At 49.0% G+C, this 17454-nt stretch carries 10 protein-coding genes; 1 reads left to right on the top strand and 9 read right to left on the bottom strand.

All coding sequences use genetic code 11. From position 1 onward, the window contains the following. Window positions 1–4: 4 nt before the first annotated feature. The 9 genes from B5M13_RS09985 to B5M13_RS09945 form a co-directional block, all read right to left on the bottom strand. Entirely contained in the window at window positions 5–2284 is a 2280-nt protein-coding gene (locus tag B5M13_RS09985) for a glycoside hydrolase family 127 protein (protein ID WP_080055540.1), read from the bottom strand. Between the two features lie 134 nt (window positions 2285–2418). Then, on the bottom strand, window positions 2419–4092 hold the full coding sequence (locus tag B5M13_RS09980) for a glycoside hydrolase family 43 protein (protein ID WP_080055539.1): 1674 nt from the start codon (window positions 4090–4092) through the stop codon (window positions 2419–2421). Window positions 4093–4210: 118 nt separating this feature from the next. Next, window positions 4211–4513 (bottom strand): GIY-YIG nuclease family protein, encoded by a 303-nt coding sequence (locus B5M13_RS09975; RefSeq protein WP_080055538.1) that lies wholly within the window; start codon window positions 4511–4513, stop codon window positions 4211–4213. A 181-nt stretch (window positions 4514–4694) separates the two neighbouring features. Beyond that, window positions 4695–7163 (bottom strand): glycoside hydrolase family 95 protein, encoded by a 2469-nt coding sequence (locus tag B5M13_RS09970; protein WP_080055537.1) that lies wholly within the window; start codon window positions 7161–7163, stop codon window positions 4695–4697. A 305-nt stretch (window positions 7164–7468) separates the two neighbouring features. Beyond that, window positions 7469–9283: a RagB/SusD family nutrient uptake outer membrane protein gene (locus B5M13_RS09965; RefSeq protein WP_080055536.1), complete on the bottom strand. Its 1815-nt coding sequence runs from the start codon at window positions 9281–9283 to the stop codon at window positions 7469–7471. Between the two features lie 14 nt (window positions 9284–9297). Then, window positions 9298–12759 (bottom strand): TonB-dependent receptor, encoded by a 3462-nt coding sequence (locus B5M13_RS09960; RefSeq protein ID WP_080055535.1) that lies wholly within the window; start codon window positions 12757–12759, stop codon window positions 9298–9300. 236 nt (window positions 12760–12995) lie between these two features. Then, window positions 12996–14069, bottom strand: a complete 1074-nt coding sequence (locus B5M13_RS09955) for a FecR family protein (protein ID WP_080055534.1) — start codon at window positions 14067–14069, stop codon at window positions 12996–12998. A gap of 235 nt (window positions 14070–14304) precedes the next feature. Continuing rightward, entirely contained in the window at window positions 14305–14895 is a 591-nt protein-coding gene (locus B5M13_RS09950) for an RNA polymerase sigma factor (RefSeq protein ID WP_080055533.1), read from the bottom strand. A 44-nt stretch (window positions 14896–14939) separates the two neighbouring features. Next, the gene (locus tag B5M13_RS09945; protein WP_080055532.1) at window positions 14940–16034 is read right to left on the bottom strand and encodes an endo-1,4-beta-xylanase; all 1095 of its coding nucleotides are present in this window, start codon (window positions 16032–16034) and stop codon (window positions 14940–14942) included. Between the two features lie 603 nt (window positions 16035–16637). On the opposite strand from B5M13_RS09945, the gene B5M13_RS09940 reads away from it, so the two are divergent. Continuing rightward, the gene (locus B5M13_RS09940) at window positions 16638–17375 is read left to right on the top strand and encodes an IclR family transcriptional regulator (RefSeq protein WP_080055531.1); all 738 of its coding nucleotides are present in this window, start codon (window positions 16638–16640) and stop codon (window positions 17373–17375) included. Window positions 17376–17454: the final 79 nt, after the last annotated feature.

Here is a 17454-nt window from a genome sequence, read left to right as displayed (position 1 = left end):
AATTTTAGCGGATTAAAAGTCTGATCTGGTAAAACCGGGGGGTAGCGGCCCCGTTGTTAGCAACGATTTTTAGCTTAAGAACTTCGTTATCAATCGCTTTTAGTCGAATGGTTTTGCCTTCGCCGGAAATAACCTCAGCCGGTTGGTCATTAATCAGGAAACGAACCGCATCGGCCTTCAGACTATCTAAAGTACTGACTTCAAGAAATTTACCTGTCCGATTTGTATTTTGTAGCTGATAACTCATAAAGGAGCGGGTACTGCGCCAGAAACGCTCATCATCGTAGCCCGATTGCGTTTTTTCTCCCTGGAAAGCGTGATCGACTTCGGGCTGCTGTTCGCCACAATTCACCTTATCGACCGTTTGGGCTTCAAGGGCCAATGCCTCGGCTTCCTGCTGTTTCAACCGGGCCTGCTGTTGCTGAAAAGCCGCCGGACTGAACGTCTGAAAATACATCTGATACCGCGCATCGTGGATAGCGTAAAAGGGTTGCAACGTGAGCGAATCCAGTTGGAAGGTCAGCGGGGCAATGGGCTTTAGCTTAGCGGTGTAGGTAGTCGAATCGCCAACCAGCGCATACGCCTGATCGAGCGGGTACAGCTTTCCTTTGGTTTCGTGGCCCATGCGGCTATCGTCGGCAAAAAGACCATCCAGGTTATCGGTCGATGTTTTAGCGGCTAACACAATCGGCCCATGCACAAAAGCGGCCCAGTTAGAACCATCGGGCAGATACTCCAGGTGGGTTGATGTTTTAAAGCGAACAGTTACTTTATCGCCCGTTTTCCAGCTTCTGCGAATAGTTATATAACTCGATGGCTTGCTATCAACCGACTGCGGCTTGCCATTGACCAGCACCTCAACGGCGTCGGCCCATTTGGGATACCGAACGTTAAGCGCAAACGTCTGCGGCTTCGTCAGTTTCAACACCAGTTCGGACTGATCTTTATAGGGAAACTCGGTTGCCTGCGTAAGCTGTATTTTCTTATCGCTCCAGTTGACCGTCGACGGAATGAACAGATTGACGAACAGATCGTTGGCCGAATGACTGTAAATCAGTTCACCGTATTTGGTATGATTTTCCAGACCCGAACCCACGCAGCACCACATGCTGGTTTCGGGCTGCGAATACACGCGGTAGTGATTCGGGCGAATGGGCGTAAAATAAACAAACCCACCTTTCTGGGGGTGTTGGCTCGACAGAATATGGTTGTACAGCGTCCGTTCGTAGAAGTCCAGATAGCCCGGATCGGCCTTATCCAGAAACAGGGCTTTGCTCAGGCGCAGCATATTGAACGAATTGCAGGTTTCCGGCCCCTGATTCGACCGGAGCATCCGGCTGAAATCGTTGATGGGGTTGAAATGTTCGCGAACGCTATTGCCTCCGAAGGCAACACTGCGGGTTTGCGACACATTTTGCCAGAAATACATAGCGGCATCCGACCAATCGGAACGGCCCGTCAATGACGCAATCTTCTCGAAACCAATCACTTTCGGAATCTGCGTGTTAGCGTGAAGTCCCGTCAGTTTATCCTGCTTTTCCAGCAACGGATTCAGGAGCGAACGGTGCGATAGCCGTTGGGCGGTTTCGAGGTACTTTTTATTGTTGGTAATCAGGTAGAGGTCGGCGAAGGTTTCGTTGATGCCGCCATGTTCGGTACGGAGTATCTGCTGAATCTGCTCGTCGGACAAGGGTTTGATGAGGTCGATGAACCAGTCGCCCAAACCAACCAATATCTGCTTTGCCTGCTGATTACCCGCGTACTCGTAGGCATCGCGCAAACCGGCAAACAGTTTGTGAATGTTGTAGAGTGGTACCCACGTATTGTTCAGACCGAAACCACTGCCATCAATATCGCCTTTGTGAATCCGCTCCCAGAACACTTTACCCTGCGGAATACCGCCCACATAACCGTTTCCGTTTTTGGCCTGACACTGCGCCAGTTCTGAAATCATGTAATCCAGCCGTTTTTTGAGTTCAGCATCTCCGGTAGAGGCATACATCATCGCCAGTGCCGACAGATAATGCCCGCCAATGTGCCCATCCAGACCGGAGCTTTCCCAATTGCCATACCGCTGGGCTTTAAGGGGCAACCCGGCATCGATCCAGTATGGAGCCAGAAGCTTATCGGGGTTGAGCGCCAGTATGTACTTCAGGTCAACGTCCTGCGCATTTTTGAATGCTCCGCCGGTCAGTTTTACCTCCTGCAACGTAAACGGCTGCATCTGGGCCAGCACCGGGACGCTGAGCAAGAGGAAGGCGATATGTAAGAGTCGTGTTTTCAAGAGCTATGGCGTTTTTTGTCATTCTTTTTTGTCATCCCTTTTCTGTCATCCCGACGCAGGAGGGATCTTCGCACGATACAAAAAATTGCTCTACCGAAGATCCCTCCTGCGTCGGGATGACAGAAAAGGGAATATTACTTTTTATACATCGGGTCGTTACCCGCGTATTTCAGGTATTGGAACGAAGCTGAGTTGGTGGTTGGCTCGCCTGATGAGGTAGCATACAGGCCATACAGGCATCCGATAAAGCCCCCGGCTACTTTAGTACTCAGGAATTTACCGTCAACCTTGTCCTTGAGCAATTGCCAGTTTTTAGCGTCAGTGGCATAATAGAAACTGTAGCTGTCTCCCTTCGATTCAATCCGTAAGCCTACTTTAGTTGCTTTGGCCTCCAGCGGCACTTCGGTTAGCAACTCCATGTCTTTTGATCGGGGTTTGCTTTGGTAAAGTTGCAGCACGTCTTTATCCTGGGCTTTCGATTTACAGAGGAAATAGAAATGCCCTTCATCCTGTAAGATCACAAAACCGGCTTTCTCTTTGTCCGATTTTGGGGTAAACTGTAGTTCGGTTTCGGCGGTGCTGTACAGATGCTGCTGGCGTTTACCAATAAACGATGGATTACCCATTTCCATGATGGTTTCGGGCTTTAGTTTCAGCGTCAGGCCATCTTTCTTCGAAAGCGAGTAGGCGTTTTTGTCGATAGTGCGCATGAACAACAACGAAGGGTCAAGTTCCTTGTCAAAGTTGATCGTATAGGCAAAATTGCCCGATTGCGGTAATGCTCCTTTCTGTTTAACTTCTTTAAACGTAACCGGATAGCTATACGAAATGGCCTTTTCACCATGCTCGATCATGGGCCAATCATTAGTCCAGGTGAGGGGCGCAATGAAGGTTTCGCGTCCTGTATTGTAATAATCACCTTCGTAGGGCCGAACGGCCAGAAAAATCGAATACCATTTTCCGTCGGGCCCTTCCACAAACTGGGCATGACCTGCTGAGGTAATAGCGTCTTTCCGGTCGGCGGGCAACTCGCGCTGCGTCAGGATTGGATTGCCCTCAAACGGTACGTAAGGCCCCCAGACGTCCTTGCTCCGCAACACTACCTCGGAGTGATTGACCGACGTACCCCCTTCGGCTGCATAGAGGTAGTACCAGCCGTTATGTTTCAGAATGTGCGGTCCCTCAATCCAAACAGGCTTTTTCGACAGATCCACTCCGCCGTTGACCAACTGTTTTTCTTCGCCAACCACTTTCAGATTCTGATAATCAAACTCATACATCCGTATAGTTCGGTGGCCGGAGTATAACGGTTTGCGGTCAGGAGCATCGCTGTTGTAGATAATGTAGGCTTTGTCGGTTCCTTCATCGAAGTAAATTGATGGATCGATACCCCGGACCTGCGGCAGTTTAACGGGGTTACTCCACGGACCAGCCGGATTTTTGGCTGTAACAACAAAGTTGCCGTCGTGGTCGATGTCGGTGCAGGTGACGTAGAATGTGCCTTTATAATAGCTAATGCCCGGTGCAAATAGCCCACGCGTCAGGCGTTCGCCCATAAAATCCATTTGTTCGGGGCGGTCGATCACGTTGCCGATTTGTTTCCAGTTTTTCAGGTCTTTGCTGTGCATGACCGGAATGCCGGGGAAGTACGAAAACGTCGAATTGATCAGGTAATAATCGGGCCCAACCTTCACAATACTGGGGTCGGGATAAAACCCGGTCAGGATTGGGTTGACCAGGGTGGTTTGGGCGGACGCCAATCCGGTAAGAAAGGCGATTAAGCCACTGAGTATAAAGTATTTTTTCATGCGTTTTTGATGCTTTTTGTCATCCCGACGATAGGAGGGATCTTCGTTAGATAACCAATCGGACAAGCCTATTCCTGAAGATCCCTCCTATCGTCGGGATGACAAATACTAATCTTATTTATGATTGAATGTCATCATTTAGAAAGCGCCATTCAGGATTTATGGAATTGATTAATGCCACTTTCTTTTCTCTTCGCCAACTTTTGATCTCCTTCTCCCGGCTGATTGCGTTACGTACGTATTGGTGATGCTCCCAATAAATCAGTCGGTGGCAGTAATACTTGCCTGCAAACTTATCCGGCTGCCCACGCGACTCATAATGCTCCTGTAGCCGCCTGACCAGGTCATTCGTCATACCTGTGTACAGTACCGTTTTTTCAGGATTAGTAACGATATAGACATAGAAAGCATACCCATTCATAGCACTATATTTTTACGCATTGCAAGCTTCTCAATTTTTCGTTTTTATCATCCCTTTATTGTTTTTTGTCATCCCGAGGAACGAGGGATCTTCGGTAGCTACTGACATTACTCATCCCGAAGATCCCTCGTTCCTCGGGATGACAAAAAAAGGGATGACAGAAAATGGATAAACAAGCACCCTAATCCATCACCAGCGTATAGACCTTTCCCGGCTGGGTGGCCAGATCGTAAAGCTGAGTTGATTTTAGGGTTGGATTCATTACGCTGGCCTTGGTCGATATAATGGGGGCGGGCGTCTCTTCGATCTGGTAGAACGGATTGGGATTTTGCCCCGATGCCGATTTCAAGGCGGTTCCGTTGCTTACTTTCATAGCATTCGGTACTCGTAAGCGAAGGTTACCACCCAGGCTCGACTTAACGTCCAGCTTCGTGAGTTTCCCGTCTTTCCATTCCATGCGTACTACCTCAAACCCACCCCGCGCTCGTAGTCCGGTAATGCTACCCGTCGGCCAAACATCGGGAAGGGCAGGCAGCAGATGCATAGTCCCATCGCTGCTTTGCATGAGCATTTCGGTAATGCCCGACGTACAGCCGAAGTTGCCGTCGATCTGGAAGGGCGGGTGAGCATCGAACAGGTTGTTGTATGTACCTCCTCCTTCTTTTGTTACGCCCAATGGCGTCAATTGATTCTGAATCAGCGTGTAGGCATGGTTACCATCCTGGAGTTTAGCCCACCAGTTTACTTTCCAGCCCATGCTCCAGCCTGTCGATACATCGCCCCGGTGCGTTAGCGTCGTGCGGGAAGCATTGAATAAACCCGGTGTCCGATAGGCCGAGATTTGATTGGAAGGAAACAGGCCGTACAAATGCGAGACGTGCCGATGCTTATCGTTCGGATCGTCGACATCGTCGAGCCATTCCTGCAACTGACCATGTTGGCCGATGTGCATGGGCGGCAGCTTACTCCGCTTCTGTTTCAGCATGGCGGCAAAATCAGCATCTTTTTTAAGCAATTCAGCCGCACGGATCGCCGTACTAAACACATCGAACACAATCTGGTTGTCCATTGTCGTACCCGCATCCAGCGATGAGCCTTCGTGAGCTTTTGGCGCGTTCTCGGGCGATGTCCCCGGATTGACGACCAGCCAGTGGTACTTCGGATGTTCGACCAGAAAATCGGCATAGAACTGAGCCGCTCCTTTTAAAACTGGGTAAATCGAGGCCAGATACGTCTGATCGCCATTGTACAGATAATGCTCCCACAGGTGCTGACTGGTCCAGCCGCCACCGGCTGTCCACATCCCCCAGAAAGCCCCATCCACCGGGCCATTGATCCGCCAGATGTCGGTATTATGATGCGCCATCCAGCCCCCGGCCCCATACATGACCTTCGCGGTTTCCTGCCCCGTTTCCGAAAGCTCCCGGACCATCCGCAAAAACGGTTCGTGCAGTTCGGCCAGGTTCGTCTTTTCGGCTGGCCAGTAATTCATCTGGGCGTTGATGTTAATGGTGTATTTGCTGTCCCAGGGTGGCCGCATTTTGTTGTTCCAGATACCCTGTAAGTTGGCGGGTTGCCCCAGTTCGCCATCGCGGGCCGGTTGCGACGATGAAATCAACAGATAGCGCCCATATTGGTAATAAATCGTCACTAACTGCGGATCGTTGACTGAGCGGAAATTTTTCAGTCGCTCGTCGGTAGGGAGTTTGGCCGCTTCGGTGGTGCCTAAGTCGAGTTTAACCCGATTAAAGTAGTTTTGGTAGGCAGCTACGTGGGGCGTCAGAATAGCCGCGTAACTTTTGGAATAGGCTTTATCCAGGTACGTTTTTGCGCGGGCGTTTTCATCCCCACTAAGGTCTTTGTAGTTCTTGAAATTGGTGGCAATGGAAATATAAATTGTAGCGGTATTGGCTCCTTTTACCGTTAGCGTAGAGTCGTTGGCCGAGAGAGTACCACCCTGTGTTTTGATTCGGGCTATTCCCTTGAATTTTACCAGTCCTTTTACACCTTCATGGTCCGAGGTGGTTCCGGCGAGGGTTAACTCATTGCCCGATGCGGTAATGACGGGCTTGAGTTGTGGGGTGGAATAAGAAGCGGAAAATGACAGCTTACCTGGCTTGCTGGCCGTCAGTTGCATCACAATAACGCGGTCGGGAAAAGAGGCCAGTATCTCGCGAGTGTAGGTCACCCCATCGACGGTATACGACGTTTTGGCAACGGCCCGCTCAATATCCAGTTCCCGGTAATAATTAGTATACTGTTCATGCCCATCGAAGGTCAGATGCAGACTGCCAACGGGTTGAAACATTTGCCCATGCGATTTTTTGGTAATAATTGACTTGTTGGCCAGTTTCTCGGCTTCTTTCTGTTTGCCATCAAAAATCAACTGCCGGATTTCGGGCAAAGCGGCCAGCGCATCCGGGTTGTCGTTCCGGTTGGGGCTACCCGACCAGACCGTATGTTCATTGAGTTGAATGATTTCTTTGCCCACGTTGCCATATACCATTGCCCCCAGTCGGCCATTGCCAATGGGCAAGGCATTCTCCCAGGTTTGGCCCGAAGGCTTATCGTACCAGAGCGTTAACGGCGGTTTATGTTGCGAATAGCCAAACGTAGTTACGGTAATCAGAAAAAAAAGGCAAAGTCTCATCAGATTCGGTGAATTTGTATATGCTAAAAAGAAGCAAGAGGCTAAAATCTATTAGTCCTCTCGCTTCTAAACCTGTTTAAACTTTTGCCTCTATAGCTTATTCTGTCATGCTGACGAAGGAAGCATCTTCGGAAATTGCCTCTCTAATGGATTTGTCCGAAGATGCTTCCTTCGTCAGCATGACAGAATAAGCACCCAAAAAGAAGAGGTAAACAGGTTCTTAATCCACTTATTGCTCTTCCCGTTTTTGCCATCCCAACTACCGCTGCCACACCGACCGGGATGACAAAAAGCAGTTACGCTGATTAATACCCTGGATTTTGTGGGAATTTAGGTCCATCTACAACCCGGTCTATCTGCGACTGCGGAATAGGCCGCAGCATATGGAAATCCTGAATATAAGGAGCGGCTTCCGGGTTCCAGGCTTTTACCCGACGTACCAGCGAACGAGTACGAACCAGGTCATGCCAGCGTTGCCATTCGCCAAACAGTTCGCGGGTACGCTCATCCAGAATAAAATCGACGGTTACATTATCAGCCGTAATGGTCATGGCAGCCGCAGCCGCAGCGTTCTGAGCCGCTGTATTGGTTTTCCGATAAGCCGCCCGTTGCCGAACCACGTTGAGCAAAGAAGCCGCCTTAGCCGCATCGCCTGCTTTCAGATACGCTTCGGCACCTGTCAGGTACACATCCGAAAAACGGTACAGCACACAGGGGCGGGTCGATGGGTCGTTGAAGTTAGCGCCCCGGCTCGGGTCCATAAATTTCTTCAGAGCCGGGAAAATGCCGTTATCCCACATACTCGGAGGCACAACAATACCCTTGAATGGGCGTGTACCGATAAATTGTGGCGCTCCTTCTACCTCAAAATCGGGTATCCAAACGGCCGTATCGGCACCAACTACCGTCGTATAACTAATGCCCCGCTTGTTATTGGCCGCCGTGGCACTATTCGTAACCGAGGTATTGGAAATATAAACAGTATAAAACGAGTTCATGAACCGTGAATCGATAGTACGATTCGTAAAGGCCTGATCCAGAAAATAATTTTTACCGGCATTTGTCCCTGTAGTCCATTTGTAGCTGTTAGGACGCATCCGAACGTAGGGGCGACCGTATTGCGAATCCCGGATCATCAGCGAAGTACCGCTATTAACAAATCCCCCCGTGGCACTTTTGTAGGAGTTGACTCCGCTGTTGTTCGGATAGTTCCAATTTGTAAACCAGGGGCTCAGGTTTTGAGCCGCCCCACCACTAGCTGCTCCACCGACTGTATAGTAGCCATATTTGGGATCAAGCACGTGGTCGCTGACAAACATGGTTTCTTTCCCGTAATCATTGGCGGGCACGAACGCATCGCCAAAATCCTGCCACAAGTCGAGACCGTACGCTGATTTATTGGCGATAATATCCGCACAAATGGAAGCGGCCTGCGTAAAATCAGCGGCTGTATTGTTGAGCCAGCCACGGGTCAGGTATGCCTTCGCCAGCAGCAACTGGGCTACTGGTTTGGTAGCGGCTTTCCCCAGGAATGGAGCGGTCGGCGTATTGGGCAGATCGGCAGCGGCTTCCGTCAGATCCTTAATGATCTGTTCATATACCTGAGCCGCCGGCTGGCGAGATGCGGCCTGAGAAGCTACCGTAATAAAGGTGGTATTGAGTGGCACATCACCCCAGGTCTGAACCAGATAAAAGTACCAGAAACCCCGTAGAAACTTGGCCTGAGCCAGATATTGCTTCCGGGTTGCTTCTGGCAAATCAATCGTCTGTCCGTACTGAAGCACGCCATTCAGCGTATTGATATCCTGGAAAGCCGTGCCCCAGGCTGCACCGAAGTTACTCCCGTTCAGGCCGTTGTAGGTATAGGCAGGCCCACCGCCTGAGCTGGCTCCCTGCAAAAACTCGTCGGTTCCCGCCTGCATTTCAACAGTGAAGCCTTCCGTGCCCCACTGTGATCGAATGTCATTGTATACTCCGGCAATGCCGCCCAGCACCCCGGCTGCGCTGTTGAAGTAAGACGGAACAATTTGTGACTGTGGATTCTCCTCCAATATTTTTTCGCAACCCGTACTCATCAGAGCGGTCAGGCTAACGATAAATCCAATTTTTATTGCTTTCATGGGAATGTCGACAGTTAGAATTTAAGATTGACACCAAACGTAAATTGGCGAACGGGCGGGTTATTGAGGTTTATGGCAATCTGACGCTGCTGCGTGGCCGTATCCGCTCCCTGGGAACTTACGGTAGAGCTAGCATAGCCGTTCCCTTCTGGATCAACAGCCAGTTTATCGCGCACCAACGGCGAATACAGGATCAACGGGTTGGTGACGTTCAGGTACAGCCGGGCCGAGTTCATACCTACTTTTCTGAGTAACTGACCCGAAACGGTGTAGCCGAGATTGATGCTTCTGACTTTTATGAACGAACCATCATAATACCCCAATGTTGAGGCAAAGTAGGCAACCGCACTACCCGCGTCAGGTGCCGGGAAGGCATTGGTTGGATTGGTTTCGGTCCAGTAATCAACTTTCACCTGATTGGAACGCGCCTGGTTGAAGAAGGCAAATCCACCGCCACCGCCCGAATTACCGGTCAGGTAGGGAACCACGACTTTCATGCCCATGCGGGCGAACGTCACAATAGACAGATCGAAGTTTTTGTAGTTGAACCGATTGGTCAGACCAGCTTCAAACTTGGGCTGGAAATTACCCAGAATCTGCCGATCAGACGGGTCAATCTTACCATCACCATTGACATCTTCTACCCGAATCTGGCCCGGAAACTGAACCGGAGAGGTTTGTTTGGCCAATGTACCATTTTCTTTATCGGAGGTTTGCCAGATACCGATCTTCTTATAATCGTAGATGACCGATAGAGGTTGGCCAACAAACCAGCCTGCGCCTACGTTCGACAGTTCGGTTGGGGTGGTGAGCTGGGTGATTTTCTCGCGGTTGAAATAATAAACAGCATCTACGCTCCAGTTAAAGCCCTTGGGGTTTCGGAAAATGTCGACCGTCAGCGACGTTTCCAGCCCTTTTCCTTCTGTTTTGCCCAGATTTTTCAGCGTCGATCCGGCTCCATTACTAGCAGGTAGTGGCACAGACAACAGAATATCCTTCGTTTTCTGGTGGTAGTAATCAATCGAACCCGTAATGCGGTTGTTCAGCACACCAAAGTCAAGGCCAATATCGATCTGTTCTGTCGACTGCCAGCCTAGATTGGTCGCCGGAAGGCTGGTAACCGTATAGGCCAGTTGCTGGCCAGCGGTGCCCGTACCGAAATTATAATAACCGGCCGACAGCGCGCCGAGCGTTGCATAGGCTCCTACGTTCCGGTTACCCGAAATGCCCCAGCTCCCCCGTAGTTTCAGGTTCGAAATCGTTGGAACGCTTTTCATGAAAGGTTCCTCGATGATATTCCACCCTGCCCCAATGGCCGGATAGTTAAAGTACCGATTGGCAGGTGAGAGAGTCGACGACCCATCCCGGCGCAACGTCAGGGTCAGCAGGTAGCGGTCATTGTAGCTATAGTTTACCCGACCCATGTACGAAAGCAAACCCGTTTCGGAAAAGGAGTTTCCGTAATCGGAAGCTGCCACGGGTGTGCCGGAAGCCAGCGAGAAATTCCCCGTTTTAATGTAATCGGCCGGAACCCCCGTGATCGTAAACCGGCTACCCAGCGAGTGGTTTTTGGTATATTCGTACAGTGCCGTAGCGCCCAGTTTGTGTTTGCCAAACGTTTTATCGAAATACAACAAATGCTGGAGGTTTACATCCCAATATTCGGTATTGCTGATCTCGGCGTTGGACGACGACTGAACCGTAGCGGTGTTAAAATAGGTCAGCGGGCCATTATAGCCATTAAAATTCGACTGGCTGAAATTCAAACCGGCATTAAAGCGGTAGCGCAACCCAGGCAGCAGGTTCACTTCGGCGTACAGGCTGTTGAACGTCCGTATCGAACGTGTGCGGTTTAAATACGAATCTTTCTTGGTGATGATCGTCAGAGGGCTGATCCGGGCGGCATCGATGGACCCTTCTGCCGGGAACAGGTTTACCGAGCCATCGGCATTATAGGGCGATGCCAATGGGGTTAAACTAACCAGACCACCTGGAATCCCACCACCTCCTGGCGTATTGGTATAGGTGAGGGTATTGAGTGTATTCAAGCCAACTTTAATCCGCTTGCCAATGCGCTGATCGATAGTAGCCCGGATGTTGACCCGGGTAAAATCCTGGCCGGGAATAATCCCTGTCTCATTGAAATAGCCAAGGCCCAGCGAATACTGCGTATTTTCGACACCACCCGTCATGCCCAACTGGTGGTTGGTCATGAAACCCGATTTGTAAATCAAATCCTGCCAGTCGGTCGAAACACCGGCTGCCAGTGCGTCCTGCTCTTTCTGGGTAAGCGGATAGGCTGTTGTGCCGGGGGCCGTCCGATTGTATTTAATGGCATCGGCTTTAAACTGGGCGTACTCAGAGCCATTAAAGACATTGTATTTGCCCATAATGGTGGTTACACCATGATAGCCGTCATACGAGAATACAGGCTTGCCCACTTTCCCCCGTTTAGTAGTTACCAGAATGACGCCCCCTGAACCTCTCGATCCATAAATCGCCGTAGCCGATGCATCTTTCAGAATCTCCAGGTTAACGATGTCGTCCGGGTTGATATCATTCAGCCCGCCATAGGGTATCCCATCCACGACGACTAGCGGTCCATCCAGGTTATCGCCCGTACTTGGGTTTGTGCTGCTGGTCAACGTCCGATTACCCCGAATACGGATTTGGGGCTGCGCACCGGGTGTCGTTCCGTTACTCACAATAGATACCCCGGCGGCCCGACCTTTTAGCTGATTAAGCAGGTTAGGCGCGGGAACTTCCTTTAAGGTCGTCTCATTCACCGAAGCGACGGCTCCCGTAATGTCGCGTTTGCGCTGCGTACCATACCCAACTACCACTACTTCAGTAAGCGTTTTGTCATCAGCCGCCATCGTAATATTGACCACTGATCGGGTACCTACGGCTACTTCCTGGGTCGCATAACCGATGAAGGAATAAACCAGTACGGTACCCGCATCGTCGGGAGCCGACAGTCGGTAATTACCATTCACATCGGTGGTCGTACCCCGCGTCGTATTCTTAATCTGGATATTTACACCGGGTAATCCCTCGCCCGTTTCGGCCGTGACCCGGCCCGTGATTTGCCGATCCTGCGGCTGATCTAACTGAATTTCGCCAGAGGTTTTATCCTGCGGAATCGCAACAGGAGCAATGTCCCGCTTGATAACGATCTGCTGGCCAACCACCTCATAACTCAGATTGAGCGGAGACAAAATGCGGTCTAATACGAGAGAAAGCCGCTCATTTTTAGCCTGATAATTAATCTTTCGTTTTGACTGAATGATTTCCCGACTAAAGAGGAATTGAACATTCGCCAGTTTCTCGATTCGTTTGATCGTTACCTCAACATCCTCGTTTTGGGCCGAGATACTAACACGCCGAGTTAAAAGCTCCTGGGCTTTGCCATCGAGGGCTAAGCTTACATTTGTCAATGTAAGGACGAATAAAAGTTGTAGGCTTGAAATTCTCATAATCCTGAGCCATACATTACGGTTCAATAGACAAGAATGCATAGGTTTGTAATTGTTGTTGGTTTCTGGGAAGAACTGACAATAAAGCGCTGACCCCTGCAAGTAAAAGGGGAATGTGTAGGCAAGACACATTTAGGGCGTTCGAGCGATAGTGTTGGCAGCACTATCGCTTTTTTGTTTACAAAGCGATTCGTACTAATGCATAGCAATACGATGGGTTATGGGTTGATATATAATTAACTACAGCCGCTACTGTGGATAAGTATCTGATTGTCAACAACCTCGTAAGTTGACTCAGTAGCCAGGCAGATCAGCCTGATTTTTTCAAGAAAAGGTACATCGTTGAGTTGCCCGGTAAAGGTGCAGTCGCGAAGCAACTGCCGATCATAGTGGATAGGCATATGGTAGCTGGCCTCCAACTGGTCAAATACGGCTGGAATGGGTGTGTAGTTGTACGTAAACTGCTGGCTAACAATGGTAGTAGCCCCCTCTTCCGACACAAAATGATCGTGTTTGATCAGTTGCTTTGTGGCTGAACCGAGTTTAAGCTCCTGATTCACAGTCAGAAAAATAGGCTTATCGGGTGAGTTCGTCGGGGTGACTGTCACCTTCCCTGTTTTTACTTTCACATAGGCCGTTGTCTCTTTATCAAAGGAATGTACCTGAAAACTGGTACCCAAAACTTTGGTAGTCAGGTTGGTCGTATACACAATGAATGGCTTCGCTGGATTTTTGGCCACTTCAAAGAACCCTTCGCCCTGAAGGTAGACCTCACGGAGAGCATAACTGGTCTGCTTACGAAAACGCAGCTCACTACCCGTTGATAGAAGTACCGATGAATTGTCGGGCAGGAGTACGACCAACGATTGGCCTGTGACATTCTTTACAATCTTCCACTCCTTATCAGCTATGGGCTGTTTGGCCGGCTCGCTGGTTTTGGTCAGCGGATTGACTGAAGAGCGGCCCAATTGAAACCAGATAAGTAGTCCGATTACGGCGGCAGCACTGGCCCAGCGTCCCCAGTGCCAGCCAGGTAGTGGTCTGGTAACGGTAAACGTATTGGGCATTTGGTCTATAATCTCTGCCGTTTTGGCCTGTACCTGCTGGTCTGAGAGTTCGATGGTCTTACCCTGTAATGTTAACAAGGTGATCACCGCCTGTTCATATAGCTCTCTTTTTTCAGGATGCTGTGCAAGCCAGGTCTGCCAGCGTACCCGATCATCCGGCTGCCTTTCCAGCACCCACGCCCGAAACGCGTCGTTGTCTAAGAAATCCTCAACGGTTGACAGATTGTCGGGCAGGTGGTCCATTGGTACTTTTCTACTATTTTTATTGATAGTATGAAGAAGCTCCCCTACGATACCCTACTTAAAGCAAATTTTTTTAAAAAAAATACAAATTGTTGTTTAGCAGACCATTTACCGTTGATGCTGTTCTGTCATCCCGAAGAACGACCGGGCCGCCGGAGCGGGGATCTTCGGGATGACAGAACCTAATAGAAAAGACTGGTACAGCAAAAAATCAAGACAGTTCGCTTGTAGTAGGCTAGAAAAAGAGTCTGTTTACCAAAACACAGAAGGCCAGGAAGACTGGTGAAAGCCACCTGCTTCGAAGTTTATGAATGGCTTTCTGTATAAAATTGGATACGGATTGACGGTTAACATTCATGACCTCGGCAATTTCGGGTATAGACAGATTCTCGTAGTACCGCAGGTAGAGAGCCTCTCGTTCACGGGCTGGCAGCGAAGCAAGCAGTTCTTGTATCGTGTTCGTTAAACTGGTTAATGACTCCCGCTGAATCAATAACGTTTCAGAATCCGTCTCTTCCGCCACAGAACTATCCCAGTCCAATTCGTCAACGAAGGTCCGCTTTTGCGACCGCAGGTATTGAAGCACATGATGGCGTAAGGCTTTGAACAGATAATGTTTGACGGATTCCGTCGCATTGATCTGGAGTCGGTTTTGCCAGAGCTGCAAAAATAGGTCCTGAATACAATCTTCTACGACCAATTCATCGACCATAAATTTTAGCCCATAGTGTTTCAGCGCACGATAATAACGCTCGGCCAGCTGGCCCAATGCCTGCTTATCGCCATCACGATATAACTGCCATAACGCCTGGTCCTGAAGAGTCATAAAATTGTCAAAGCTATGCGTTGTTTGTTGATGAAACGTTGTTGTTAGAAGTTAACCACGCCCCAGAAGGCTTTCTTGGGCTGGTAATTCTGATCAAACAATAGTGGATAGTCCTTACGGCCGGCAACGGGAAAATTGTCCAGCCAGGTTGATTTATCCGAGACGTTCCAGAATGTAACGCCCGTTACTTTCCCTTTATACTTCCGGAATACGTCGAACAGCATCTTGTATTGATCCGCCTGCTTATCAGCCATTTCCTGAGTAAACTCCGACTTATCGGTCTCCTTTCGCGGCCGTCGCTCATGCTCTTTCGGGTAAACGGAAAGGTCAAGTTCAGTGATTTGCACGGCCAGGCCAAGGCTCGCGAACCGGTTGATAGAGGTTTCCAGTTCCTGAGCGGATGGCTCATAAATGGACCAGTGGCCCTGTAAACCAACCCCATGAATCGGAATGTGCTTGTCTTTCAACTTCTTGACGAGCTGGTAGATCCGGTCCCGTTTGGATGGATTTTCGGTGTTGTAATCATTATAAAACAGCACTGCTTTCGGATCGGCTTCATGAGCGTACAGAAACGCTTTTTCAATATACTCCTCCCCTACTATCGTGTAAAAGTTAGACCGGCGATAAATCCCGGTGCCGGTATCAGGAACCGCTTCATTGACGACATCCCAGGCGTAAATTTTGCCTTTGTAGCGGCTCACGACATCCGTAATATGCCGTTTCATACGCGCCAAAAGCACATCTTTCGTCACTTGCTTTCCTGCCGAATCGGTAAAGAACCATCTGGGCGTTTGATTATGCCAGCAGAGTGTATGGCCCCTCACCCGGATACCTTTCTGGCTGGCAAAGTCAACAATGGCGTCAGCATCGTCCCAGAAGTACCGATTCTCCTGGGGGTGAATAGGCCCCATTTTCATCGCGTTTTCAGGGGTAATGCTGCTGAATTGCTGTGTAATTAAGTCAGCTTCGGGGCCTTTAAGGTTTCGTGGGGCCACAGCGACACCCACTGGAAAATAATTTTTATAAGCCTCTTTCAAAGTCCGATCCTCAGCCGGATTCATCGGCTTGAACTGTAAACTAATCAGGCAAATACCAACCAGAATAACACTATAAAAGATTGATTCTTTGATCGATAACATAGTTTTGAATTAGCTCTGGTGTTAATACACTACTCTTTTTTCCTTCGGACTTACTTGTTTTCTCTTATCGCCCGATCGGGGCGCCTTAGTTTACTTTTTTCAGACCTCTACTCAATAACCTATAGCATTCGCTAATGAATACGTTCAGCTTAACAGAAGTGTCTTTTTGACACTTTTTCAGGTAAAAAAATTAGCTATTAAAACATAGCCAACTGCTGTAACTACTCATGTATGGAGCTTCTTATTGGTTAACTACGGCCTGGCTTTAAAATGACGAATCTGCTTACTTTGATTAATAATACAATTTTACAGCAATATAATTATAACACCCAAATAATTTCAATAAAAAACTGATGTTGTTTAACATTCCCTTAACGTTGTTCAGCCTGTGTTAGGTAAATAAGTCTTTCCATTACAACAAATCTACACTCAATGGCTGTGCCCAGCCTGCATAAAACTCATAATCACCAGCCTCATCGATCATTGCTTTGGCCTCGCCTATTATTAATTCTTTCAACTCTATGCAGTTCTGTCAATCCAACATAAGAAAAACTTTACTTTGTCAATTGTTACAATAATTTTGCATTATAAAATTATAGATCAATGATTCAAGTTATCAATCGGGCGCTGGACCTGCTGGAATTAATTGCCAATGAGCCTGAACAACCTAAATCCCTGGGCGAATTGGCCGATGGGCTCAGTCTGAATCATGGTACCTGCGCCAACATTTTAAAAACCCTCGTAGCCCGTGGTTACGTTGAGCAAATTGGTACAAAGAAAGGCTATCTATTGGGTGCAAAATCGTATACATTGACGGGGAATGAAGCCTACCAGAAAGACTTGCTCGAAGCAGCCCGCGAACCTATGGAGGTCCTAACTCAATCGATTAACGAGAACTGCTTACTAGCTGTACTCAAAGATAATCAGCGTGTTGTCATACACAGGACGTTAGCCGAGCAGGACTTACAGGTCCGTACAGCCGATCTGAAACCGGTATATGATTCAGCTTCAGGGCGGCTCCTGCTGGCTATGCTCCCCAAAGAAAAAATCCTGCGCTTTGTGGTCAAATATGGTCTTCCTGTAGGTGATTCATGGCCCGAAATTCAGTCCGAAGCTCAGTTGCATGAAGCCTTATCGTTGATAAGTCAGGAGAAGCTAGCCCTGCAAACCATTCCTAATCGGCATGTTATAGGACTTGCTGTGCCAATTTATAAAAATGAACTTGTGGTATCGAGTCTGAGCGTTTACCTGCCTGAGTATCGTTACATGACCATGGACAAACGTAAGCTGGTGCTTTCCCTTCGAAAATGCGCTGATGACATTAATAATAGACTGAAATAGAGACACATAGTTATAATTAACGGAAAGGCTTCGGCCTTTTTTTTATACCTAGCCAATAGGCTCCTTCTCAATTGAACCA

The sequence above is a fragment of the Spirosoma aerolatum genome (assembly GCF_002056795.1).
Taxonomy (GTDB): domain Bacteria; phylum Bacteroidota; class Bacteroidia; order Cytophagales; family Spirosomataceae; genus Spirosoma; species Spirosoma aerolatum.
This window is presented reverse-complemented; position numbering and strand designations above follow the sequence as displayed.